This window comes from Flavobacterium sp. (assembly GCF_043722275.1).
In the GTDB taxonomy this organism is placed as follows: Bacteria; Bacteroidota; Bacteroidia; order Flavobacteriales; family Flavobacteriaceae; genus Flavobacterium.
In genome coordinates this window covers 88,777-107,364 of record NZ_JAYSPC010000013.1, presented here as the reverse complement: position 1 = coordinate 107,364, position 18,588 = coordinate 88,777, and the positions used below count along the sequence as shown (strand labels likewise).

The following is an 18,588-nucleotide window of genomic DNA, read 5'->3' as shown; positions in this document are numbered from 1 at the left end:
ATAAAGTTTCTCTATTTCAGATTATCTGCAATCTTCCTGTCATTTGATAATCTCGGAATTTTATTCTGTCCGCCTAACTTTCCTTGCGATTTCATATAATCCTGAAAACCATTTTTTGATACTTTGGTTACAACCACTTTTCGCAGCACATTTCCGGTGATTAAATCGTCGTAATAAATATTTTGTTTTCGCATTGAATCGTCAATTGCTTCGGCGAAAGCTTCGATATTTTCAGGCTCATTTTCAAATTCAACCAGCCATTCATGATACGGTAATCCGCTTGAAGGATTAATTTGTGGCGCAACGGTAAATTCGTTAATTACAATTGTAGTTCCTGCTGTAGCTTTTTTAATGGCGCTTTCAACTTCCTTGGCAATAACATGTTCACCAAAAGCCGAAATATAATGCTTGATTCGGCCGGAAACAATAACCCGATGCGGAAACAACGATGTAAACTGAACGGTATCGCCAATATTATAACGCCAAAGTCCGGCATTTGTAGAAACTATTAAAGCATAATTAACGCCTGTTTCGACTTCGCCAATTGTGTAGCTTTTTGGATTTTCAGTAAAAAATTCGTCGGCTTTAATGAACTCGTACAAAATTCCTGAATTCAATAACAACAACATTCCTTTTGTTTTTTGAGAATCCTGATAAGCAAAAAACCCTTCCGAAGCCGGAAACAATTCAATGCTGTCTACTTTTCGCCCAATCATTTTTTCGAATTTTGCGCGATACGGTTCATAATTGACGCCGCCGTAAATAAACAGATTGAAATTTTTAAATAAATCCCCTATTTTCTTTCCGCCGCTTTTTTCCTGTAATCGCTCAAAATACATTTGTACCCAGGACGGAATTCCGGAAATTATGGTCATATCCTGATCGATGGTTTCCTCTACAATTGCATTTACTTTTGTATCCCAATCTTCGATACAATTGGTTTCCCATGAAGGCATTCGGTTTTTTTGCAGATATTTTGGAACAAAATGCGCTCCAATTCCGGATAATCTTCCAAATTTGATTCCGTATTTTTCAACAAGAACTGGACTTCCTTGCAGGAAAATCATTTTTCCATCTACAAAATCGGCATTTCCGGTTTCATATATATAATGTAAAATCGCATTTCGTGAAGCTTCAATATGATACGGCATTGATTCTTTGGTCAGCGGAATGTATTTTGCTCCGGAAGTTGTTCCTGAAGTTTTAGCAAAATAAAGCGGTTTTCCTTTCCAAAGAATATTTTTTTCGCCCATTCGAACTTTGTCGATATAAGGTTTTAAATCTTCATAATCACGAACCGGAACGCGTTTCTTAAAATCATGAACCGTTTTTATTTTATCAAAATGATGATCTTTTCCAAACTCGGTTTCTTTGGCACTATTTATTAAACTTTTAAATACTGCTTGTTGAGTTTCGACTGGTTTATTAGCCCAAGCCTGTGTTTTATAGTATATTTTGGTGGCAAATAATTTTGCTGCTACTGATTTTATAGACATTTGCTATAGTTATTTTTTGTCACTTTTGTTTTTACTTCGCGTTTTTTCGTCTGACTCTTTCTCTGTTTTCGCTACTTCTTCTCTCAATTTAATTTCTTCTTCAGAAGCTGCCATATCCACATCAGAATGTTCTTCGGTTTCTGTTAAAATAGAATCTTTATTGAATTTTGCATACTCTAATTCACCTCTTAATACTTTTTGAATGCCGTGTATATAAGCTTCATTTTTCTTTAAAGCAGTTTCTAATGAATCTGATTTAATGGCTAATTCAGTTGCATTCTTTTTTAATTCAGAAGATGAATATCCGGGAATAAACTCGCGCAAAGGCGTAAAAGCAATTATGAAAGTAGTAATTAAAATTAAAAATATTCCGCCTAAAGTGAATGTTACAAACACATTCATCAGGGTAAGTTTGAACGAAAAAATTTCTTCAAAAGTGTCTTCATTCAAAATTACCAATCGGTTTTTGATAAATAAATTTTTTCTGAAATTGAATTTTTTCTTAGCCATTATGATTGTTTAATACGAGCAAATATAATAATTAATCATCTTGTTAATGCCTGATAACAATAAAGGAATACAGTTATTTCATCATTTTATAAAATATTTAACGCTATAAGATATGAATATTTTAAACCAAATCCTGTTGTTCTTCGTATATTCTATATACATTTGCGGTTCAATTAGAAAAACAATTTGCTTCGGCATTAAATATACAAACCATGGGAAGATTAGGTCTTACAGAAATCCTCGTAATAGTAGGTATCGTGATATTACTTTTTGGAGGTAAAAAAATTCCGGAATTAATGAAAGGTTTAGGAAGCGGAATAAAGGAATTTAAAAACGCTGCTAAAGACGATCAGACTGCACCTCCTGCACCTACTGTTAAAAAAGAAGAGGAAGAAATTAAATAAGAGTTTTCAACTTATTTGAAATCCCAAACCACAATAAAGATTGTAGTTTGGGATTTTTTTTGTGCCAAATTTTAAATCTTAATTATTTCTTGTATCCGTTTTCTTAAAAAAATTTAAAAACAACGTAATATTGTAAAAATTATTGCACGTTTTAACAAATATTTATGCTTTTTTTAATGGATAATTTATGTTTTAATTACATTTGTTCTAATTCCTTACTAAAAACATGACTATGATCGATTTAACCCGTAGAAATTTTATTAAAAATGTTGGATTCGTAGGTGTTACAACCATTTTTTGCAGTTCTCTCGTTGCTCAAAATACTTTTAATTTTTCTGATCTTGATAAGGAAGAGGAAAACGTTTTATCCAGGTTTTCTAAATTAAATTCTTCGAACACTTTTCTTTTAGATCAATCACTTCTTGATTGTTATAATAGTGCCGCTTCAAATTGGGAGAAAACAGGTTATAAACCTTCCGGTGATTTTTGTTATAGTTCAAAGGATGGTCATCTAAAAATGTTTCCAATGCATCTTGACATAGATGGTGCAGGAAAATTGGATGACGTTTTATTATGTTTTGGAAAAAACACAAATGGCGAATGGAAAACATTAAAATCACTTTCCGGATTTGATTTAGAAGCGATATCCGTAGCCATGAAGGAATTAAAACTAAATAATAGTCATGTTGATTTATCACACTATTTATTTCCTGCTCCTGCACAACAATTAACTCCTTATGGTTTTATAACAAAAAAAGGAAGTGTGTTTTTAAAAACAACTTTGTCTCATAAAAGTACCTCAACAGAAATTCTTATAAAAGAAGGTCATAATATTGTATACCAGGCAGAAGTAATTTCTAAGCATAGTCTTACTGTTAATTCTATTTTGGTCTAACAAAACGATTCAAAAAAATAAACATATAAAATAGTTTCATTATGGCAGAACCATTTTTAGCTGAAACCAGAATCATGTCTTTTAACTTTGCGCCAAAAGGCTGGGCAATGTGCAATGGACAATTATTACCTATCAACCAGAACCAGGCTTTGTTCTCCTTATTGGGAACAAATTTTGGAGGAGACGGAAGGGTAAATTTTGGTCTTCCGGATTTACGCGGAAGAACGCCCATTCATGTAGGAAATACCCATATATTGGGCGAAAAAGGTGGTGAGCAAGCTCATACATTAATTATCAGTGAATTACCAGCACATAAACATGTTTTGAATAGTGCAATCCAGGCAGTAACTACAAATATTCCTGCTACTAATACTGCATTAAGCAATACGGCTCCTAATCAGGTGTATAATAGTTCTAATAAAAACCTTACGGCAATGAATAGCGGATCTATTACAAATATCGGAGGAAGTCAGTCTCACTTAAACATGCAGCCTTTTTTGTCTTTGAATTTTTGTATTGCTCTACAAGGAGTTTTTCCTAGCCCAACTTAATTTACATAATATTAAAAAATTACATATATGGCACAACCTTACATTGGTGAAATCAGAATGTTTGCCGGAAATTTTGCTCCTGCAGGATGGTTTTTTTGTGAAGGACAGTTGATTCCAATTTCTGAATATGAAACATTGTTTAATTTAATCGGAACCACTTATGGCGGTGATGGAGAAAGTACTTTTGCAATGCCTGATTTACGCGGTCGTATTCCGATACATAATGGTAATGGCTTTCAGCTTGCCCAAACAGGTGGTGTTGAAGCAGTAACACTTGATATAAATCAGATTCCGTCGCACACTCATGCTTTAGTGGCAACAACAGATATTGCTGATAGCGGAAACCCTGCGAATGCTTATTTAAGCAGTACGGCAACTGGCAGCAAAGTATATTCTTCTGCAACCCCAAGTGTGGTTTTACAAAATAGTACTATAGTCGCAGATGGTGGTGGTCAGCCACATACTAATCTTCAACCTTATTTGTGTGTTAGCTTTATAATTTCATTATTTGGAATATTTCCATCTCAAACCTAAAATTATAGGTTATTTAATTAAATTTTAATAATAAAATATATGGATCCATTTGTGGCCGAAATACGCATATTCCCTTTTAACTTTGCTCCAAAAGGCTGGACATTTTGCAATGGTCAACTTTTACCAATAAGTCAAAACACAGCTCTTTTTTCATTATTAGGTACCAATTATGGCGGTGACGGAAAATCTAGCTTTGGACTACCGGATTTGCAAGGAAGAGCACCTATGCATCCCGGCCAGGGTCCAGGATTATCCATGCATGATTTAGGAGAAATAGGTGGTGTTGAATCCGTTGCTTTACTGGATTCAGAAATACCTCCTCATACGCATTCGATAAAGGCTGCCAGTCTTAATTCGCAATCAACGATCCCAACAAATAATAGTTTAGGCCGCGGTAATCCTGTTAAGGTTTATTCTGCCGTTGCTCCAACAACTGCAATGGGAAATGATTCAATTTCAACAACAGGTGGAGATCTGCCGCATAATAATATGATGCCATATTTAACCATGAATTTTTGTATCGCGCTTCAGGGTGTTTTCCCGCCAAGAACATAATTAAACTTTTTTTTACATTGAATTTAGAAATAAAAGATATAAGTCTTCGTGACATAAAAGAAAGCGATCTGGCTATTTTGTGCCAAATATATGGCAGCACACGAACAGAAGAATTAGAAAAAGGTACAAATTGGAGCGAAGAAGAAAAAAACATATTTATTGAGCATCAGTTTGCTGCTCAACACGAATATTATCAAAAAAATTATACAGGCGCAAAGTTTTATATAATTGAAAAAGAGAATGTTGTTATTGGACGATTATATATTGATTTCTTTTTTGAAAAAAAGGGTTTTAGGATAATTGATATTACGCTATTGCCTGATTGGCGAAAAAAAAATATTGGCAGTTCTATTCTGGAAGAAATCTTAAAAAAGGCAAAAACAGTTAATCTGAATGTTAGTATTCACGTTGAAACTTTTAATCCTGCGATGAATTTATATAAGAAATTGGGGTTTACAAAAATTAGCGAAACAAATGGAGTTTACCATTTAATGGAGTGGCGTCCTTAATAAAATTGATAACACGAAAATATAATATATGGATATAGCTTTACTCTCTTTTAATGATTTTAACTCCCTCCTGAATACAATATTCAAGATTCAAATTTCTGATGAAATTCAGCTTGACGCAGAATTAACTGAAGTAACTGAGCTAAATAATTATTCTCCTTTGGAAAGAAGTCCATTTTCATTAGTTTTTCGTACTGAACAAAAAAATGAATATTACGAACAGGGTATTTTTACCATTGTACATCCTCTTAAAGGTAATTTAGATTTGTTTCTCACTCCGATAGGTTTTGATAAAGTTGGAATGACATACGAAGCTGTATTTTCTTAATAGTGCTAAATCATTAAAGTAAAAAAAATGAAAAAAAACAAACTCTTAATTGTTATAATATTAATTGGGTTTCTGACATTTGGAATGTCATATAACAACACTATTAAGGAAAATTTTGTTGCTCCGTTTATCAGGCAGGTTACCGAAATTGAGAAAAAAATTGTTACTAAAACAGCATCGCAAAAAAGTAAAACTGTTTCTGCTGAAGAACAAACAAGTGTAAATTCTATGCCTGTTGCAGCAACTTTAAGTATTACAAATGCTGTTGCGGTTAACGGAGGTGGAAATGCTGCTCCGGGATCTCAACTTGATTTTACTATTACAATCAATAATACCGGAACAGATGCAACCGGAACAACTTTTCAGGATATTTTAGACGCTAATTTGACTTTAGTGCCTAATTCTCTTAAAGTAACTCCAATTGCGGTAAATGATGCTTATAATTCTATTGGGAATGTTGGAATTACATTAAGTGCTGTCGAAGGTGTTTTAGCTAATGATGTTAGTCCTGACGGAACTGTGGTTACTGTTGCCGTTTTGGCAAATCCAGCTCATGGAGTTGTTGTTTTAGCTTCTAATGGATCTTTTACTTATAATCCAACAGCTGGTTATTCTGGTGCTGACAGCTTTACTTATACATTAACAAATGCTATTGGAAAAACAAGTACTGCTACAGTAAATATTGTCGTTTCTAGTCCAATATTCTTTATAAACAGTTCGGCTGCTACAAACGGAACCGGTACATTACAAAGCCCATTCAAATTAGTTCAAAATGCTACTTCTGTATTAACAGGCTCAAATCCTATTTTTATTTACACTGGTGCCGCAAGTAGTGGTACTGCATTAAGTTTATCAAATAATCAAAAAGTAATTGGTCAGGGAGCAACAACTAGTTTGGTCACGTTATTGAATCTTACTGTTCCGTCTTACAGTAATGTTTTACCTGCAACCGCTGGTACAAATCCAACTTTTTCTTCTATTTCCCTAAAATCTGGTAATGAAATTCAAGGAGTTATATTATCTTCAGATATGTCTGGGGTAAGCGTTGGAAATTTAAAAGTAAGAAATGTTTCTATAACAGGCGGAAATGCCGTTGCTGTAAAATTAAATGGTGGCGGAGTTTTAGATTGTATCTTTCAATCTGTTTCTGCAAGTGGCGGTACAGGAGGAATAGCTATAAATGATGCCACGGGTAGTTTTCAGGTTACCGGAATTGGTACTACTGCAGGATCTGGAGGAACAATACAAAATATACTCTCAGGATGGGTTGGTGCAAGTTTTATTTCCTGTACTAATATTTCATTAAAAAACATGAATCTTACAAATGCAGGTGTTTTTGGTATCAAAATCGATAATGTAAATAATTTTGCATTAAGTAATAGTATTTTAAGTGGTTGCGGGAATGATATTGAAAGTTCTGAAACCGGTGGTATATATGCTCTTAATTTAAAAGGCACATCTACAATAACAAACACAAATGTTAATGATTCTTGGGGACGTGGTTTTTATGCCTATAATGATAATGGATCTTCTAATATAACTATTACAGGATCTCAGTTTAAAAATGCTTTTAATAAATCTAATGGTGGCAGTAATTTTGTTTTTGAAGGTTATGGAACATCAAATAATACCTTAGTTTTAAAAACAAATGATTTTTCTAATGCTAAAGATTATGGTTTAACACTAAATTTTGGTGGTAATTCAACAAACACTATACAAGTAGGCGGAAATACTTTGGCAGATGGGAACACTATAAATGCGGCGGCTTCAACACCCGGTAGTAATGGTTTCTCACTACAATCAAACGGATCTGCAGTAGTAAATTATAATATTTTTAATAATACTATAAAATCAAGTTTCAACGGTAGTTTTACTTGTAATGTTGGAAGCCAGGATAACGCTGTGATGAATGGCAGAATAAATTTTAATACAATTAATGGCGGCGGAGTATCTTCTGTTTCTAATGGTATTTCTGTTGCTGCGTATGGAAATTCTAAACACATTTCAGAAATTTTAAATAATACGATTACCAATGCCAATAATTATGGTATTGTTTCTGAAGCTAATGATAATAATAGTGCTACTGCAAACGCCAGAATGGATGCAACTATAAAAAATAATAACATTAGTTTAGTACCAAGTTCATATGCGCATGTTGCTGTAATTTCTATTGGAAGTGCAACAAGTAGTCTAATAAGTGCGGCTAACATTGGCGGTAATACAACTAACAATGCTGTTAATCTTGGTACGGCAACTTTTGATGTCGTAGCGTCAGGAACTGGTAATAAAGTACTTTTGCAAGGTGCAACTGCTTTTGTACCTGCTACAGGAAGCCAAACTACAGCCCTTACTACTTTTTGGAATGCCAACAACGTTGCACCGGCTACAACAGCTTTAGACGAACAAGGTGGTGGAACAATACTAGCGGGAACAGTTTTAACTCCTGCTAATGCATCTGCTTCAAAATTTGCAGTTCCTAAGACCACTGAAGAAACAACTCCGGTAGTTGCTGAAAATCAAAATACCCCAACCAGTAACAATCAAACGGCAAAAAATAGTTCGGCAAAAGCCACAGCATCAACAATTACTGTTGGATCATTTACTTTACCTGCAGGAAAAAGTGCTATAATCACTTTTAGCGCAACAATAAATGCAGCAGCCACATTACCCGCTAATACATGTGCTGTAACCAATCAGGTATCTGTAAGCGGAACTAATTTTGCAACTGTAAATTCTAATATTACAACAACATCAATAAAACCTGCAAGCGCAACGTTTACAAATTCTACTGAAAATATTCCTTGCTTAGGTAGTACAGCTGTTACGCTAAATGCTACTTGTCCTCTTGGAACAACTGCAACTTGGTATACAACTCTTGCAGGAGGTGCTAGTTTTGCTACAGGATCATCAGTAAATGCAACGCCTACAGCAAATAATACTACTTATTGTGTTGCTTGTGAAGCCGCTTATTGTGCAAGCGACAGGCTATTGGTAAAAACAGTTACAGGAACTCCATCAACTTCGTCTGCTCCAGAAACTGTTGTTGCATGTGATAATTATAAATGGACTGTAAACGGTACTACTTATGCTGCCTCTGGAACTTATACTGCAGTTGTAGGTTGTGATACTAAAACTTTAAATCTTACCATTACACCATCAACTTCATCTGCTCCTGAAACAATTACAGCATGTGATTCTTATATTTGGCCAGTAAATGGTACAACTTATAACACTTCTGGAACTAAAACAGCAGTAATTGGTTGTGATACCAAAACTTTAAATCTTACCATTACACCATCAACATCATCAACAGAAACTAAAGCTGTTTGTGATACTTATACATGGGCTGTAGATGGTAATACTTATACAACATCCGGAACTTATAATTATACTTTAGGCTGTGATACCAAAACTTTGGTTTTAACCGTGACGCCTTCAACTTCTTCAACAGAAAATAAATCTGTTTGCGATAGTTATACCTGGCCAGTTAATGGAAATACTTATACAACTTCAGGAACTTATGATTATAAAGTAGGCTGTGATACTAAAACTTTAGTATTAACCATTACGCCTTCAACATCATCAACTGAAACAAAATCAGCATGCGGTAGTTATACTTGGCCTGTCGATGGCAATACTTATACAACTTCAGGAACTTATGATTATGAAGTAGGCTGCGATACTAAAACTTTAGTATTAAATATTACTCCTTCAACATCATCAACTGAAACAAAATCAGTATGCGATAGTTATACCTGGCCAATTGATGGCAACACTTATACCACGTCTGGGACTTATGATTATAAAGTAGGATGTGATACTAAAACTTTAGTATTAACTATTACGCCTTCAACTTCTTCAACAGAAACTGTTACAGCTTGCGATAGTTATACCTGGTTAGAAAATAATAATAATTATACCACTTCCGGCACATATTCATATAGTATTGGATGCGACATTAAAACTTTGGTTTTGACAATCACTCCGTCAACATCATCTACAGAAACTAAATCTGTATGTGGCAGTTACACTTGGCCAATTGATGGCAACACTTATACAACATCTGGAACTTATGATTACGAAGTAGGCTGTGATACTAAAACTTTAGTATTAACTATTACTCCTTTAACTTCGTCTACAGAAACTATTACAGCTTGCGATAGTTATACTTGGGCAGAAGATGGAACAACGTATACAGCTTCCGGAAATTACAATTACTCGGTTGGATGTAGTACTAAAACTTTAGTATTAACAATTAACAATCCATCAGCAATTGCAAGATCAGTAAGTTTAAATTCAGGAATATTAACAGCAGATCAATCAGGTGCTGTTTATAAATGGTATCTATGTCCAAATACTTTACTTACTAATGAAACAAGTCAATCTTTTACTCCTGCGAATGTGGGTGATTATAAGGTAGAAATTATAGTGGGTGGTTGTTCAGTAACTTCAAATTGTATTACTATTACAACACTTGGCACTGACCAATTTAATGCCAATGACTTTAAAATTTATCCAAATCCTAGTAAGGGAATAATTAATATTGTTACTCCATATAAAGGAAATTACAACATTGTTGACCAAACCGGAAAAATTGTAAAATCTGTGAATTTAGAAGAAAGTATAATCAATACAATTAATCTGGAAAATGTATCTGATGGAATTTATATCATCAAAAACACAAGCAATAACAAAGTAAAAGCCAAAAAAATAATTATCAAAAAATAAATAGCTTTATACTTGGTATAAGAATACTGAAAGCCCCAAACTACAAATGTAGTTTGGGGCTTTTTATTTAATCTAAAAAATCTTACTTTTATCGTCCCTAAATCAAATAACAATAATTATGAAAAACCTACTTCTGATTACTGTTGCTTTTTTGTGCTTTAAAAGTAATGCACAAAAGCAACCCTTTCCCGCAAATACAGTATTTGCCAATGGTTTAATGGCTTCAAATAAAAATAGCCAGGATGCCCAAAACAATTACAATACCTGGAAAACCAATTTTGTTGAAGCCTGTTCTAACGGTCGATACCGAATAAAATTTGACAATCCATCTGAAACTGTTTCTGAAGGTATTGGTTACGGAATGCTCCTTGCCGTTTATGCAACTGACAAAACACTTTTTGACGGTCTTTGGTTATACTATAAAGACAATGTTAATTCTAATGGCGTTATGAATTGGAAGATCAATGGCTGCTCCGGAATTAATGGTGCAAATGGTGCAACCGATGCTGAATTAGATGCTGCTTTTGCTCTAATTGTAGCCGATTATCAATGGACAAGTGTTGGAACAATTAATTATAAAAATGATGCCAAAACTTTAATTTCTGCTATTAAATCTCATGAAGTTGAAGCCAATACTTTTGTGCTAAAACCCGGAGATCAATTCGGCGGAAGCCAGATTACGAACCCTTCTTATTTTTCACCGGCGTATTACAGAGTTTTTGGAACTTTTACTAATGATACTTCTTTTTGGAATTCTGTTGCAACAAAATCGTATGCAATTATCAACAATAATTTAACTGTAAATAATGCTGTTGGAGGTTTAGTTTCTGACTGGTGTATGGAGTCAGGAGCTTATTCTGCTCAGGCGGGCGGATATAACAGAGAAGGAAAAACGTATACTTATGATGCTGCAAGAACTCCCTGGAGAATTGCTGTTGACTATGTTTGGTTTGGAACTGCAGATGCTAAAACATATTCGAAAAAATCATCTGATTTTGTTCGCGTAAATCTTGGCGGAACTGCTAATATCAAAGATGGTTATAATCAAAACGGATCTTTAAACGGACAATGGCACAATGCAACTTTTGTTGGCGCTTTTGCCTGTGCAGCGATGGGCGGAGAAAATCAAGCGCATTTAGATGCTTCATATACAGATTTAAAAAATTTAAACGAACCAAACAGTTATTTCAATCATACGTTGAAAACATTGTATTCCTTTTTATTAACAGGAAATTTTTATCTGCCTCAAAATGTTACTTTAGCAAATGAAAATTTTGATATCGAAAAATCAACGGTTACTTTATATCCGAATCCTAGTAGTGATCGATTTACTGTTTTTGCTCCGGAAAAGTCTGTGATTTCAGTAATTTCTCCACAAGGAAAAGTTATCTCAGAACAAAAAACAACCGCTGAAAATACAGAGATAAATTTAGCCAATTATTCCACCGGTTTGTATTTGATAAAAATTACAAATGAAAATAAAAGCATTACTAAAAAGGTTATTTTAAAGTAATTCATAAAAACAGAAAATCCCAAATTACAGTTGTAGTTTGGGATTTTTTTTCTTCCAAATTAGAATTTGGATTTTTTTCTTAGAATTTGATTTTAAAGTACCATCGTCAACTGAATTCTCTTTCTATCTTCATCAACTTCTGTAACCTTCACATCAACATGTTGGTGAAGCTTAACAACTTCGTTTACGTCGCTTACAAATCCTGCTTTTAATTGTGAGATATGAACCAATCCGCTTTCTTTGATTCCGATATCAACAAAACAACCAAAATTGGTAATGTTATTAACAATTCCGGGTAAAATCATTCCGGTTCTTAAATCTTTAATTGATTTTACATTCGCATCAAATTCAAAAACCTTCGCTGATTTTCTTGGATCTAATCCGGGTTTTTCAAGCTCTTTAATAATATCTTTTAAGGTTAATAAACCAATTTGAGGCGTAATATAATTTTCGGCTTTAATTAAAGCTGTTTTCTCTTTGTTCGCAATTAAATCATTTACTGAAAGTTTCAAATCTTTTGCCATTTTCTCAACAACCGGATAAGCTTCAGGATGTACTGCCGAATTATCCAGCGGATTTTTAGCATTAGAAATTCTAATAAAAGCCGCGCCTTGCTGATAAGCTTTGTCGCCTAAGCGAGGTACTTTTTTAAGCTGTTTTCTGTCTTCAAATGGACCGTTTTCTGAGCGATATTGAACGATGTTTTCAGCCAGTTTCTCCCCTATTCCACTCACATAACTCAGTAAATGTTTACTTGCCGTGTTGATATTGATTCCAACCGAGTTCACGCAACGAATTACCGTCGCATCAAGTTCTTCTTTAAGTTTGGTTTGATCAACATCATGCTGATATTGACCAACCCCAATTGCTTTTGGATCAATCTTAACCAATTCAGCCAAAGGATCTGAAAGTCTTCGACCAATAGAAATAGATCCACGAACCGTTACATCATAATTAGGAAATTCTTCTCTCGCAATTTTTGATGCTGAATATACCGAAGCTCCAGCCTCAGAAACAATAAAAACTTGAGGCGGTTTGTCAAACGCGATTTTTTTTATGAAAAATTCGGTTTCACGAGAAGCAGTTCCGTTTCCTATGGAAATTGCATCAATTTGATATGCATTTACCATCGAACGAATTTTCTTGATCGCCATTGCTTCCTCGTTTTGAGGCGCGTGCGGATAAATAGTTTCGTTGTATAATAAATCTCCTTTTTCGTCCAGACATACCACTTTACAACCACTTCTAAATCCGGGATCAATTGCCAGAATTCGTTTTTCGCCCAAAGGCGGAGCTAATAATAACTGACCTAAATTGTTCGCAAAAACCTGAATCGAATTTGCATCGGCTTTTGCTTTTGCTTCCTGCAAACTTTCATTTCCAATAGCCGGATTCAACAACCGTTTGTAACTGTCTTCTATCGCTAATTGCAAATGTGCCGTTGTGCTATTTTGTTTTTTAATGATTAATTCATCAATAATATCATACGCTTCATCGATATCAACATCTACTTTCATTTTAACAAAACCTTCATTTTCGGCACGAAGCATTGCTAATAATCTATGCGAAGGCGCTTTTGTCAAAGGTTCTTCCCAATCAAAATACTGACTGAATTTTTGAGCTCCTTCTTCCTCGCTTTTCTTTTTTACAACTTTAGTTCCTATTGTTGCTTTTCGCTGATATAATCTTCGCAATTGTTTACGAACATAAATATTCTCATTGATCCATTCGGCAATAATATCTCTTGCACCCTGAATTGCAGCTTCTTCATTAATAACATTATCATTTAAATATTGCGTCGAAATAAAATCGACGTCAACATCATTTTGCGACATGATAATTTTTGCCAATGGTTCTAATCCGAATTCACGTGCAACATCTGCTTTTGTTTTTTTCTTCTTTTTATATGGAAGATAAAAATCTTCAATTTCTTGTAAATCAAAACTTTGTTCAATTTTCTGTTTCAATTCCGGCGTAAGCGCTTTTTGTTCTTCTATAGATTTTAGAACCGCTTCTTTACGTTTTACAATAGTTTCATATTCTTTTTGAAGTTTTGCAATATTCTCTATCTGAACTTCATCCAGATTTCCGGTTGTATCTTTTCGGTAACGGGAAATAAACGGAATCGTACAATCTTCCTCTAATAATTTTACAGTGTTTTGAATGTTGATTGCTGCTGTTTGAACAATCTTGGCAATGAATTGAATATTAGTCATAGTTTTAATGAGATAATTTCTTGATTAGAAAATGAGGTAATCTGTTCTTAAAAACCATAAACAGATCAATCTATCATCCGGCTAAAATAATATCTTTGTTTTTAATTTTTAGCCAATGGAAGTTTTATTATTATCGTTTTTTATTGTAAATACTATTGAATTTATTTTAGCCGGATACGATAAATATCTGGCTGTCAAACATAAACGCCGAATTCCTGAAAATACACTATTTATAATCGCTTTTTTTGGTGGTTCAATCGGATTATTATTAGCAATGTTATTGTTCAGGCATAAAACGAGTAAATCTTCTTTTATTATAAAGTTTGGAATAATTATATTGGTTCAGATTGTATTGGCTTATCTAATATTAACTGATAAAATCTAGTTATTAACAATGTTGATAACTTCAAAATCATTATAATCATCTGAATTAAAGATATTTAAAATAAAAAACCGGATGAATTTAAAAAATCCGCCCGGTGTGTTTATTTATTTGGTGCGAAGCACCGTGATTTTTTTTGACTTATTGACAAGCAATTTTATTCACTCTGTTTTGGTGTCTTCCACCTTCAAAAGCAGTTGCTAAAAACGTTTCAACAATTTCTACCGCTTGCGGAATAGAAGTATAGCGCGCCGGAATACTCACAATGTTTGCATCATTATGTAAACGTGTTAAATAAGCAATTTCTTTAGTCCAGCATAAACCAGCCCTTACTTTTGGATGTTTGTTAACTGTCATTGCAATTCCGTTTCCGCTTCCGCAGATGACGATTCCAAAATCAGCTTTACCTTCAGATACATCGTTTGCAACTGGATGACCAAAATCAGGATAATCAACAGAATCCTCAGAATCTGTTCCGTAATTTGTTACTTCATATCCTTTTGCTTTAAGCATCTCAACGATTGCTTTTTTGTAATCTGGTCCTGCGTGGTCGTTTCCTATCGAAATTTTCATTATAATACTATTAAGTTGTGTTCTGCAAATTTACTCAATTAATAAATGTTCGCCACGAATTTCACTAATTTATTTCATTGTAACTTTAAAAGTATAATTTAGAAAATAAAAAAATAATTCATGAAATTCGTGGCAAAAAAACTTGAACATATAACCCTCTTTATATCAAAAACTTAACGTTATTAACAATTTTAATATCTTTATAAATATCTGAATATCAGTTAGAAATAAACGTAAATTTTGTTAAAATTTTATATTGTTAATAGCGAAACCTAATTCGTTGATATTCAGTTAACTTTAAGTTAACATAATTTGTTGATAAGTTGAGATAGAAAATTAGAAGTTTTTTTTGGTTGTGTCGAAAAAAAACCTAATCCAAAACCCAGATGAAATAACCTAATAAAGTTAGCTGAATTTTTAGAAAAGTTATCAATATAAAAAATACTATTTTCAACATAAATCGGGTTATGAAGTTATCTACAAAATCAATTCATTTTTGGTTGTTAACCATTGTTAACTAAAATTGAAAAAGGCTTAGAAATTAATCCTTTAACTCTATATAAGTATGTTGATAACTCTATATAACTAAGAGAAACTTCATTTCAATACATTTAAAAATAAATTTATAGCACATATTAACAAGCTATAATAACAACCAAAAATTAATTAAATTTAAATTTTTCTTTTTGTTGTATTTAATATATGTTGACAACTTTAGAAATTTGAAAAGAAAAAAAATATTGAAATTGAAAAAATAAATGAGTTTAAACAATTTTAAGTGGGTTATTAAAATTGTCAAGAATTTGCTGAACTTCTTCAAAATCGTTTGGATGAACTTTCAATTTGATTCCGCCCAAAGCTGTTGTGTACATTGGGACGACAGATAAGGTCATTTCGTTCTCAAAATAATACGGAATCTGTTCTTGCTCTAACAAGTGCTTTAGAACGACTGTTTCGTGCTGATAATTGAATATTGCAATGGTTTTAAAGCTTTCCATAAAGTGTCTTTTTATAAAGATACGAAATGAGCACTACTTAAATTTGTAGCTGATAGTAATTTAAACAAGTGAATTAAAAATGACCTTTGAAAACCAATAAACAGCTCCTTTTGAAAGTTATATTTTTAATAATTTATTTGTTAAAATCTATAATCTGATATCTTATTTGTAATTTTAACTTTTTAAGAAAAGATATATGAGTAAGAAAATTAGAAAGCCGATAAAAAATGAGACAGATCTCTCTAGTAAAATAATAAAAATTTTATCGCAAAGTCCTAATAAAGCATTTAATTACAAACAGATAGGAGCAAAGCTTGAACTTGATGATACAAAAAGCAGAAATCAGATTATAAAAGATTTAAAAATTCTGGCTGCTTCAAAGAAAATTATAGAATCTGAACCGGGTAAATATTTAGTAAAAGCCGAAAGTCAGGATTATTACGAAGGAACAATCGATATGACGAGCAGAAAAACGGCATATTTTGTTTGTCCTGATTTTAGTGAAGATGTTTTTATCCCGACCAATAATTTGAATCGTGCTTTAGACAAAGACAAAGTAAAAGTTTATGTTTATAACCGAAGAAAAGGGAAAAGACCTGAAGGTGAAGTAATTGAAGTTGTAGAAAGAAATAAAACAGAGTTTGTTGGAGTAATTGATATTCAGGCAAATTTTGCTTTTGTATCTACTGCAAATCCTAAAATGTATACGGATATTTTTATTCCAAAGGATAAAATTGGAGAAGCAGAAAATGGTGATGTTGTTTTAGTTACCATCGAAGATTGGCCAAAAAGAGCTGATAGTCCGTTTGGATCTGTGATTAGAGTTTTAGGAAAACCCGGAGAACATAATACTGAGATTCATGCAATTTTAGCCGAATACGGTTTGCCATCAGACTTTCCGGTAGAAGTAGAGGTTTTTGCACAAAAAATAGATACATCTATTCAGGAATCTGAAATTGCAAAACGTCGTGATATGCGTGATACACTTACGTTTACGATAGATCCAAAAGATGCAAAAGATTTTGATGATGCCTTGTCTTTCAAAAAGTTAGAAAACGGAAATTACGAAATAGGAATTCACATTGCCGATGTTTCGTATTATCTTGAAGAAGGAACAATCCTGGATGATGAAGCCTATCAAAGAGCAACTTCGGTTTATTTAGTGGATAGAGTTGTACCAATGCTTCCGGAAGTTTTATCTAATTTTGCATGTTCGTTACGTCCGAATGAAGAGAAATATACATTCTCGGCTATTTTTGAAGTTTCAGAAAATGCACAGGTTATCAACCAATGGTTTGGTAGAACAGTAATTTATTCTGATCAGCGTTTTGCTTATGAAGAAGCACAATATATCATTGAAACAAAAGATAGTACGATTCCAATTGATATTTCGATTACTGGAGAATCTTATGTAGTTTCTGATGAAATAACAAATGCAACTTTAAAATTAGATGAATTAGCTAAGATTTTGAGAAAGAAAAGAATGGCAAATGGCGCTATTTCTTTTGATAAAGTAGAAGTAAAATTTGACTTAAATGCTGAAGGGGAACCAGAAGGAGTGTACTTTAAAGTTTCAAAAGATGCCAATCATCTGATAGAAGAATTCATGCTTTTAGCCAACAGAAAAGTGGCTGAATACATTGGAAAACAAAAGAAAACATTTATTTACAGGATTCACGATGAACCAAACGAAGATAAATTAATTGCGATGCAAACCGTAATTGCTAAATTTGGTTATAAAATAGATTTCCGTAATAAAGGTGATATTTCGAAATCATTGAATGCTTTGATGGAAGAAGTAAACGGTAAAAAAGAGCAAAATTTAATTGATACTCTTGCTATCAGAAGTATGAGTAAAGCCAAATATTCGACAGAAAACATTGGTCATTACGGTTTAGCTTTTGATTATTACAGTCATTTTACTTCGCCAATTCGTCGTTATCCTGACGTTATGGTACATCGTTTGCTGCAATATTATCTGGATAACGGAGCATCTGTAAACGAAGAAGTGTATGAAGCAAAATGTTTACATTGTTCAAATATGGAAAGTTTAGCCACTAATGCTGAGCGAGATAGTATTAAATACATGCAGGTTAAATACATGCAGGATCATCAGGACGAAGAATTTCTTGGAGTTATTTCCGGTGTTACTGAATGGGGAATTTATGTTGAAATTGTTTCTAACAAATGCGAAGGAATGGTAAGAATCAGAGAAATAAAAGATGATTATTATACTTTTGATGAAAAACAATATGCATTAGTTGGAGCAACTTCGAACAATATATTACAATTAGGAGATGAAATTTACGTTAAAGTAAAAAATGCAGATTTAGTTAAAAAACAATTGGATTTTCATTTTTTGCGACGAGCAGAATAGAGGTTAAATTTAAAAAATA

The 18,588-nt window shown here is 33.1% G+C and carries 16 protein-coding genes; 11 read left to right on the top strand and 5 right to left on the bottom strand.

Features of this window, described 5'->3' with window-relative positions:
- Nucleotides 1–11 precede the first annotated feature (11 nt).
- The gene (locus ACHZDT_RS02095; protein ID WP_394773009.1) at nt 12–1,496 is read right to left on the bottom strand and encodes a GH3 auxin-responsive promoter family protein; all 1,485 of its coding nucleotides are present in this window, start codon (nt 1,494–1,496) and stop codon (nt 12–14) included.
- A gap of 9 nt (nt 1,497–1,505) precedes the next feature.
- Entirely contained in the window at nt 1,506–2,006 is a 501-nt protein-coding gene (locus tag ACHZDT_RS02090) for a peptidase (RefSeq protein ID WP_394773008.1), read from the bottom strand.
- Nucleotides 2,007–2,218: 212 nt separating this feature from the next.
- Here ACHZDT_RS02090 and ACHZDT_RS02085 point away from each other — a divergent pair, with 212 nt between their 5' ends.
- The 9 genes from ACHZDT_RS02085 (at nt 2,219) to ACHZDT_RS02045 (ending at nt 12,023) form a co-directional block, all read left to right on the top strand.
- A complete protein-coding gene (locus ACHZDT_RS02085; RefSeq protein WP_394773007.1) occupies nt 2,219–2,410 on the top strand; it encodes a twin-arginine translocase TatA/TatE family subunit in 192 nt (63 codons plus the stop codon).
- A gap of 232 nt (nt 2,411–2,642) precedes the next feature.
- A complete protein-coding gene (locus ACHZDT_RS02080) occupies nt 2,643–3,305 on the top strand; it encodes a hypothetical protein (protein ID WP_394773006.1) in 663 nt (220 codons plus the stop codon).
- Between the two features lie 41 nt (nt 3,306–3,346).
- Nucleotides 3,347–3,856 (top strand): phage tail protein, encoded by a 510-nt coding sequence (locus tag ACHZDT_RS02075; protein ID WP_394773005.1) that lies wholly within the window; start codon nt 3,347–3,349, stop codon nt 3,854–3,856.
- Nucleotides 3,857–3,883: 27 nt separating this feature from the next.
- Nucleotides 3,884–4,390 (top strand): phage tail protein, encoded by a 507-nt coding sequence (locus tag ACHZDT_RS02070; RefSeq protein ID WP_394773004.1) that lies wholly within the window; start codon nt 3,884–3,886, stop codon nt 4,388–4,390.
- Nucleotides 4,391–4,429: 39 nt separating this feature from the next.
- Complete coding sequence (locus tag ACHZDT_RS02065) at nt 4,430–4,945, top strand: phage tail protein (protein ID WP_394773003.1); 516 nt, start codon at nt 4,430–4,432, stop codon at nt 4,943–4,945.
- A gap of 17 nt (nt 4,946–4,962) precedes the next feature.
- The gene (locus ACHZDT_RS02060; RefSeq protein WP_394773002.1) at nt 4,963–5,454 is read left to right on the top strand and encodes a GNAT family N-acetyltransferase; all 492 of its coding nucleotides are present in this window, start codon (nt 4,963–4,965) and stop codon (nt 5,452–5,454) included.
- A gap of 28 nt (nt 5,455–5,482) precedes the next feature.
- On the top strand, nt 5,483–5,782 hold the full coding sequence (locus ACHZDT_RS02055) for a DUF6916 family protein (protein WP_394773001.1): 300 nt from the start codon (nt 5,483–5,485) through the stop codon (nt 5,780–5,782).
- A gap of 27 nt (nt 5,783–5,809) precedes the next feature.
- Nucleotides 5,810–10,510 (top strand): Ig-like domain-containing protein, encoded by a 4,701-nt coding sequence (locus tag ACHZDT_RS02050; protein WP_394773000.1) that lies wholly within the window; start codon nt 5,810–5,812, stop codon nt 10,508–10,510.
- 118 nt (nt 10,511–10,628) lie between these two features.
- Nucleotides 10,629–12,023: a glycosyl hydrolase family 8 gene (locus tag ACHZDT_RS02045; RefSeq protein WP_394772999.1), complete on the top strand. Its 1,395-nt coding sequence runs from the start codon at nt 10,629–10,631 to the stop codon at nt 12,021–12,023.
- Nucleotides 12,024–12,115: 92 nt separating this feature from the next.
- On the opposite strand, the gene ACHZDT_RS02040 is transcribed toward ACHZDT_RS02045, so the two are convergent.
- The gene (locus tag ACHZDT_RS02040) at nt 12,116–14,239 is read right to left on the bottom strand and encodes a Tex family protein (protein ID WP_394772998.1); all 2,124 of its coding nucleotides are present in this window, start codon (nt 14,237–14,239) and stop codon (nt 12,116–12,118) included.
- 115 nt (nt 14,240–14,354) lie between these two features.
- On the opposite strand from ACHZDT_RS02040, the gene ACHZDT_RS02035 reads away from it, so the two are divergent.
- Entirely contained in the window at nt 14,355–14,624 is a 270-nt protein-coding gene (locus ACHZDT_RS02035; RefSeq protein ID WP_394772997.1) for a DUF1294 domain-containing protein, read from the top strand.
- A 138-nt stretch (nt 14,625–14,762) separates the two neighbouring features.
- Here the strand turns inward: ACHZDT_RS02035 and rpiB are convergent, their stop codons facing one another.
- Entirely contained in the window at nt 14,763–15,194 is a 432-nt protein-coding gene (rpiB, locus tag ACHZDT_RS02030; protein ID WP_394772996.1) for a ribose 5-phosphate isomerase B, read from the bottom strand.
- Between the two features lie 764 nt (nt 15,195–15,958).
- Nucleotides 15,959–16,192, bottom strand: coding sequence for a DUF2007 domain-containing protein (locus ACHZDT_RS02025; protein ID WP_394772995.1), 234 nt, complete (start codon nt 16,190–16,192; stop codon nt 15,959–15,961).
- Between the two features lie 196 nt (nt 16,193–16,388).
- Here ACHZDT_RS02025 and rnr point away from each other — a divergent pair, with 196 nt between their 5' ends.
- Complete coding sequence (gene rnr / locus ACHZDT_RS02020; protein WP_394772994.1) at nt 16,389–18,569, top strand: ribonuclease R; 2,181 nt, start codon at nt 16,389–16,391, stop codon at nt 18,567–18,569.
- Nucleotides 18,570–18,588 lie beyond the last annotated feature (19 nt).

Excerpts from the sequence above, each read along its gene's own strand:
- ACHZDT_RS02070 (WP_394773004.1), top strand. The coding sequence starts at position 3,884 with ATGGCACAACCTTACATTGGTGAAATCAGAATGTTTGCCGGAAATTTT.
- ACHZDT_RS02045 (WP_394772999.1), top strand. The coding sequence starts at position 10,629 with ATGAAAAACCTACTTCTGATTACTGTTGCTTTTTTGTGCTTTAAAAGT.
- ACHZDT_RS02065 (WP_394773003.1), top strand. The coding sequence starts at position 4,430 with ATGGATCCATTTGTGGCCGAAATACGCATATTCCCTTTTAACTTTGCT.
- ACHZDT_RS02050 (WP_394773000.1), top strand. The coding sequence starts at position 5,810 with ATGAAAAAAAACAAACTCTTAATTGTTATAATATTAATTGGGTTTCTG.
- ACHZDT_RS02095 (WP_394773009.1), bottom strand. The coding sequence starts at position 1,496 with ATGTCTATAAAATCAGTAGCAGCAAAATTATTTGCCACCAAAATATAC.
- ACHZDT_RS02090 (WP_394773008.1), bottom strand. The coding sequence starts at position 2,006 with ATGGCTAAGAAAAAATTCAATTTCAGAAAAAATTTATTTATCAAAAAC.
- ACHZDT_RS02075 (WP_394773005.1), top strand. The coding sequence starts at position 3,347 with ATGGCAGAACCATTTTTAGCTGAAACCAGAATCATGTCTTTTAACTTT.
- ACHZDT_RS02040 (WP_394772998.1), bottom strand. The coding sequence starts at position 14,239 with ATGACTAATATTCAATTCATTGCCAAGATTGTTCAAACAGCAGCAATC.
- rnr (WP_394772994.1), top strand. The coding sequence starts at position 16,389 with ATGAGTAAGAAAATTAGAAAGCCGATAAAAAATGAGACAGATCTCTCT.
- ACHZDT_RS02055 (WP_394773001.1), top strand. The coding sequence starts at position 5,483 with ATGGATATAGCTTTACTCTCTTTTAATGATTTTAACTCCCTCCTGAAT.
- ACHZDT_RS02080 (WP_394773006.1), top strand. The coding sequence starts at position 2,643 with ATGATCGATTTAACCCGTAGAAATTTTATTAAAAATGTTGGATTCGTA.
- ACHZDT_RS02035 (WP_394772997.1), top strand. The coding sequence starts at position 14,355 with ATGGAAGTTTTATTATTATCGTTTTTTATTGTAAATACTATTGAATTT.
- ACHZDT_RS02085 (WP_394773007.1), top strand. The coding sequence starts at position 2,219 with ATGGGAAGATTAGGTCTTACAGAAATCCTCGTAATAGTAGGTATCGTG.
- ACHZDT_RS02025 (WP_394772995.1), bottom strand. The coding sequence starts at position 16,192 with ATGGAAAGCTTTAAAACCATTGCAATATTCAATTATCAGCACGAAACA.
- rpiB (WP_394772996.1), bottom strand. The coding sequence starts at position 15,194 with ATGAAAATTTCGATAGGAAACGACCACGCAGGACCAGATTACAAAAAA.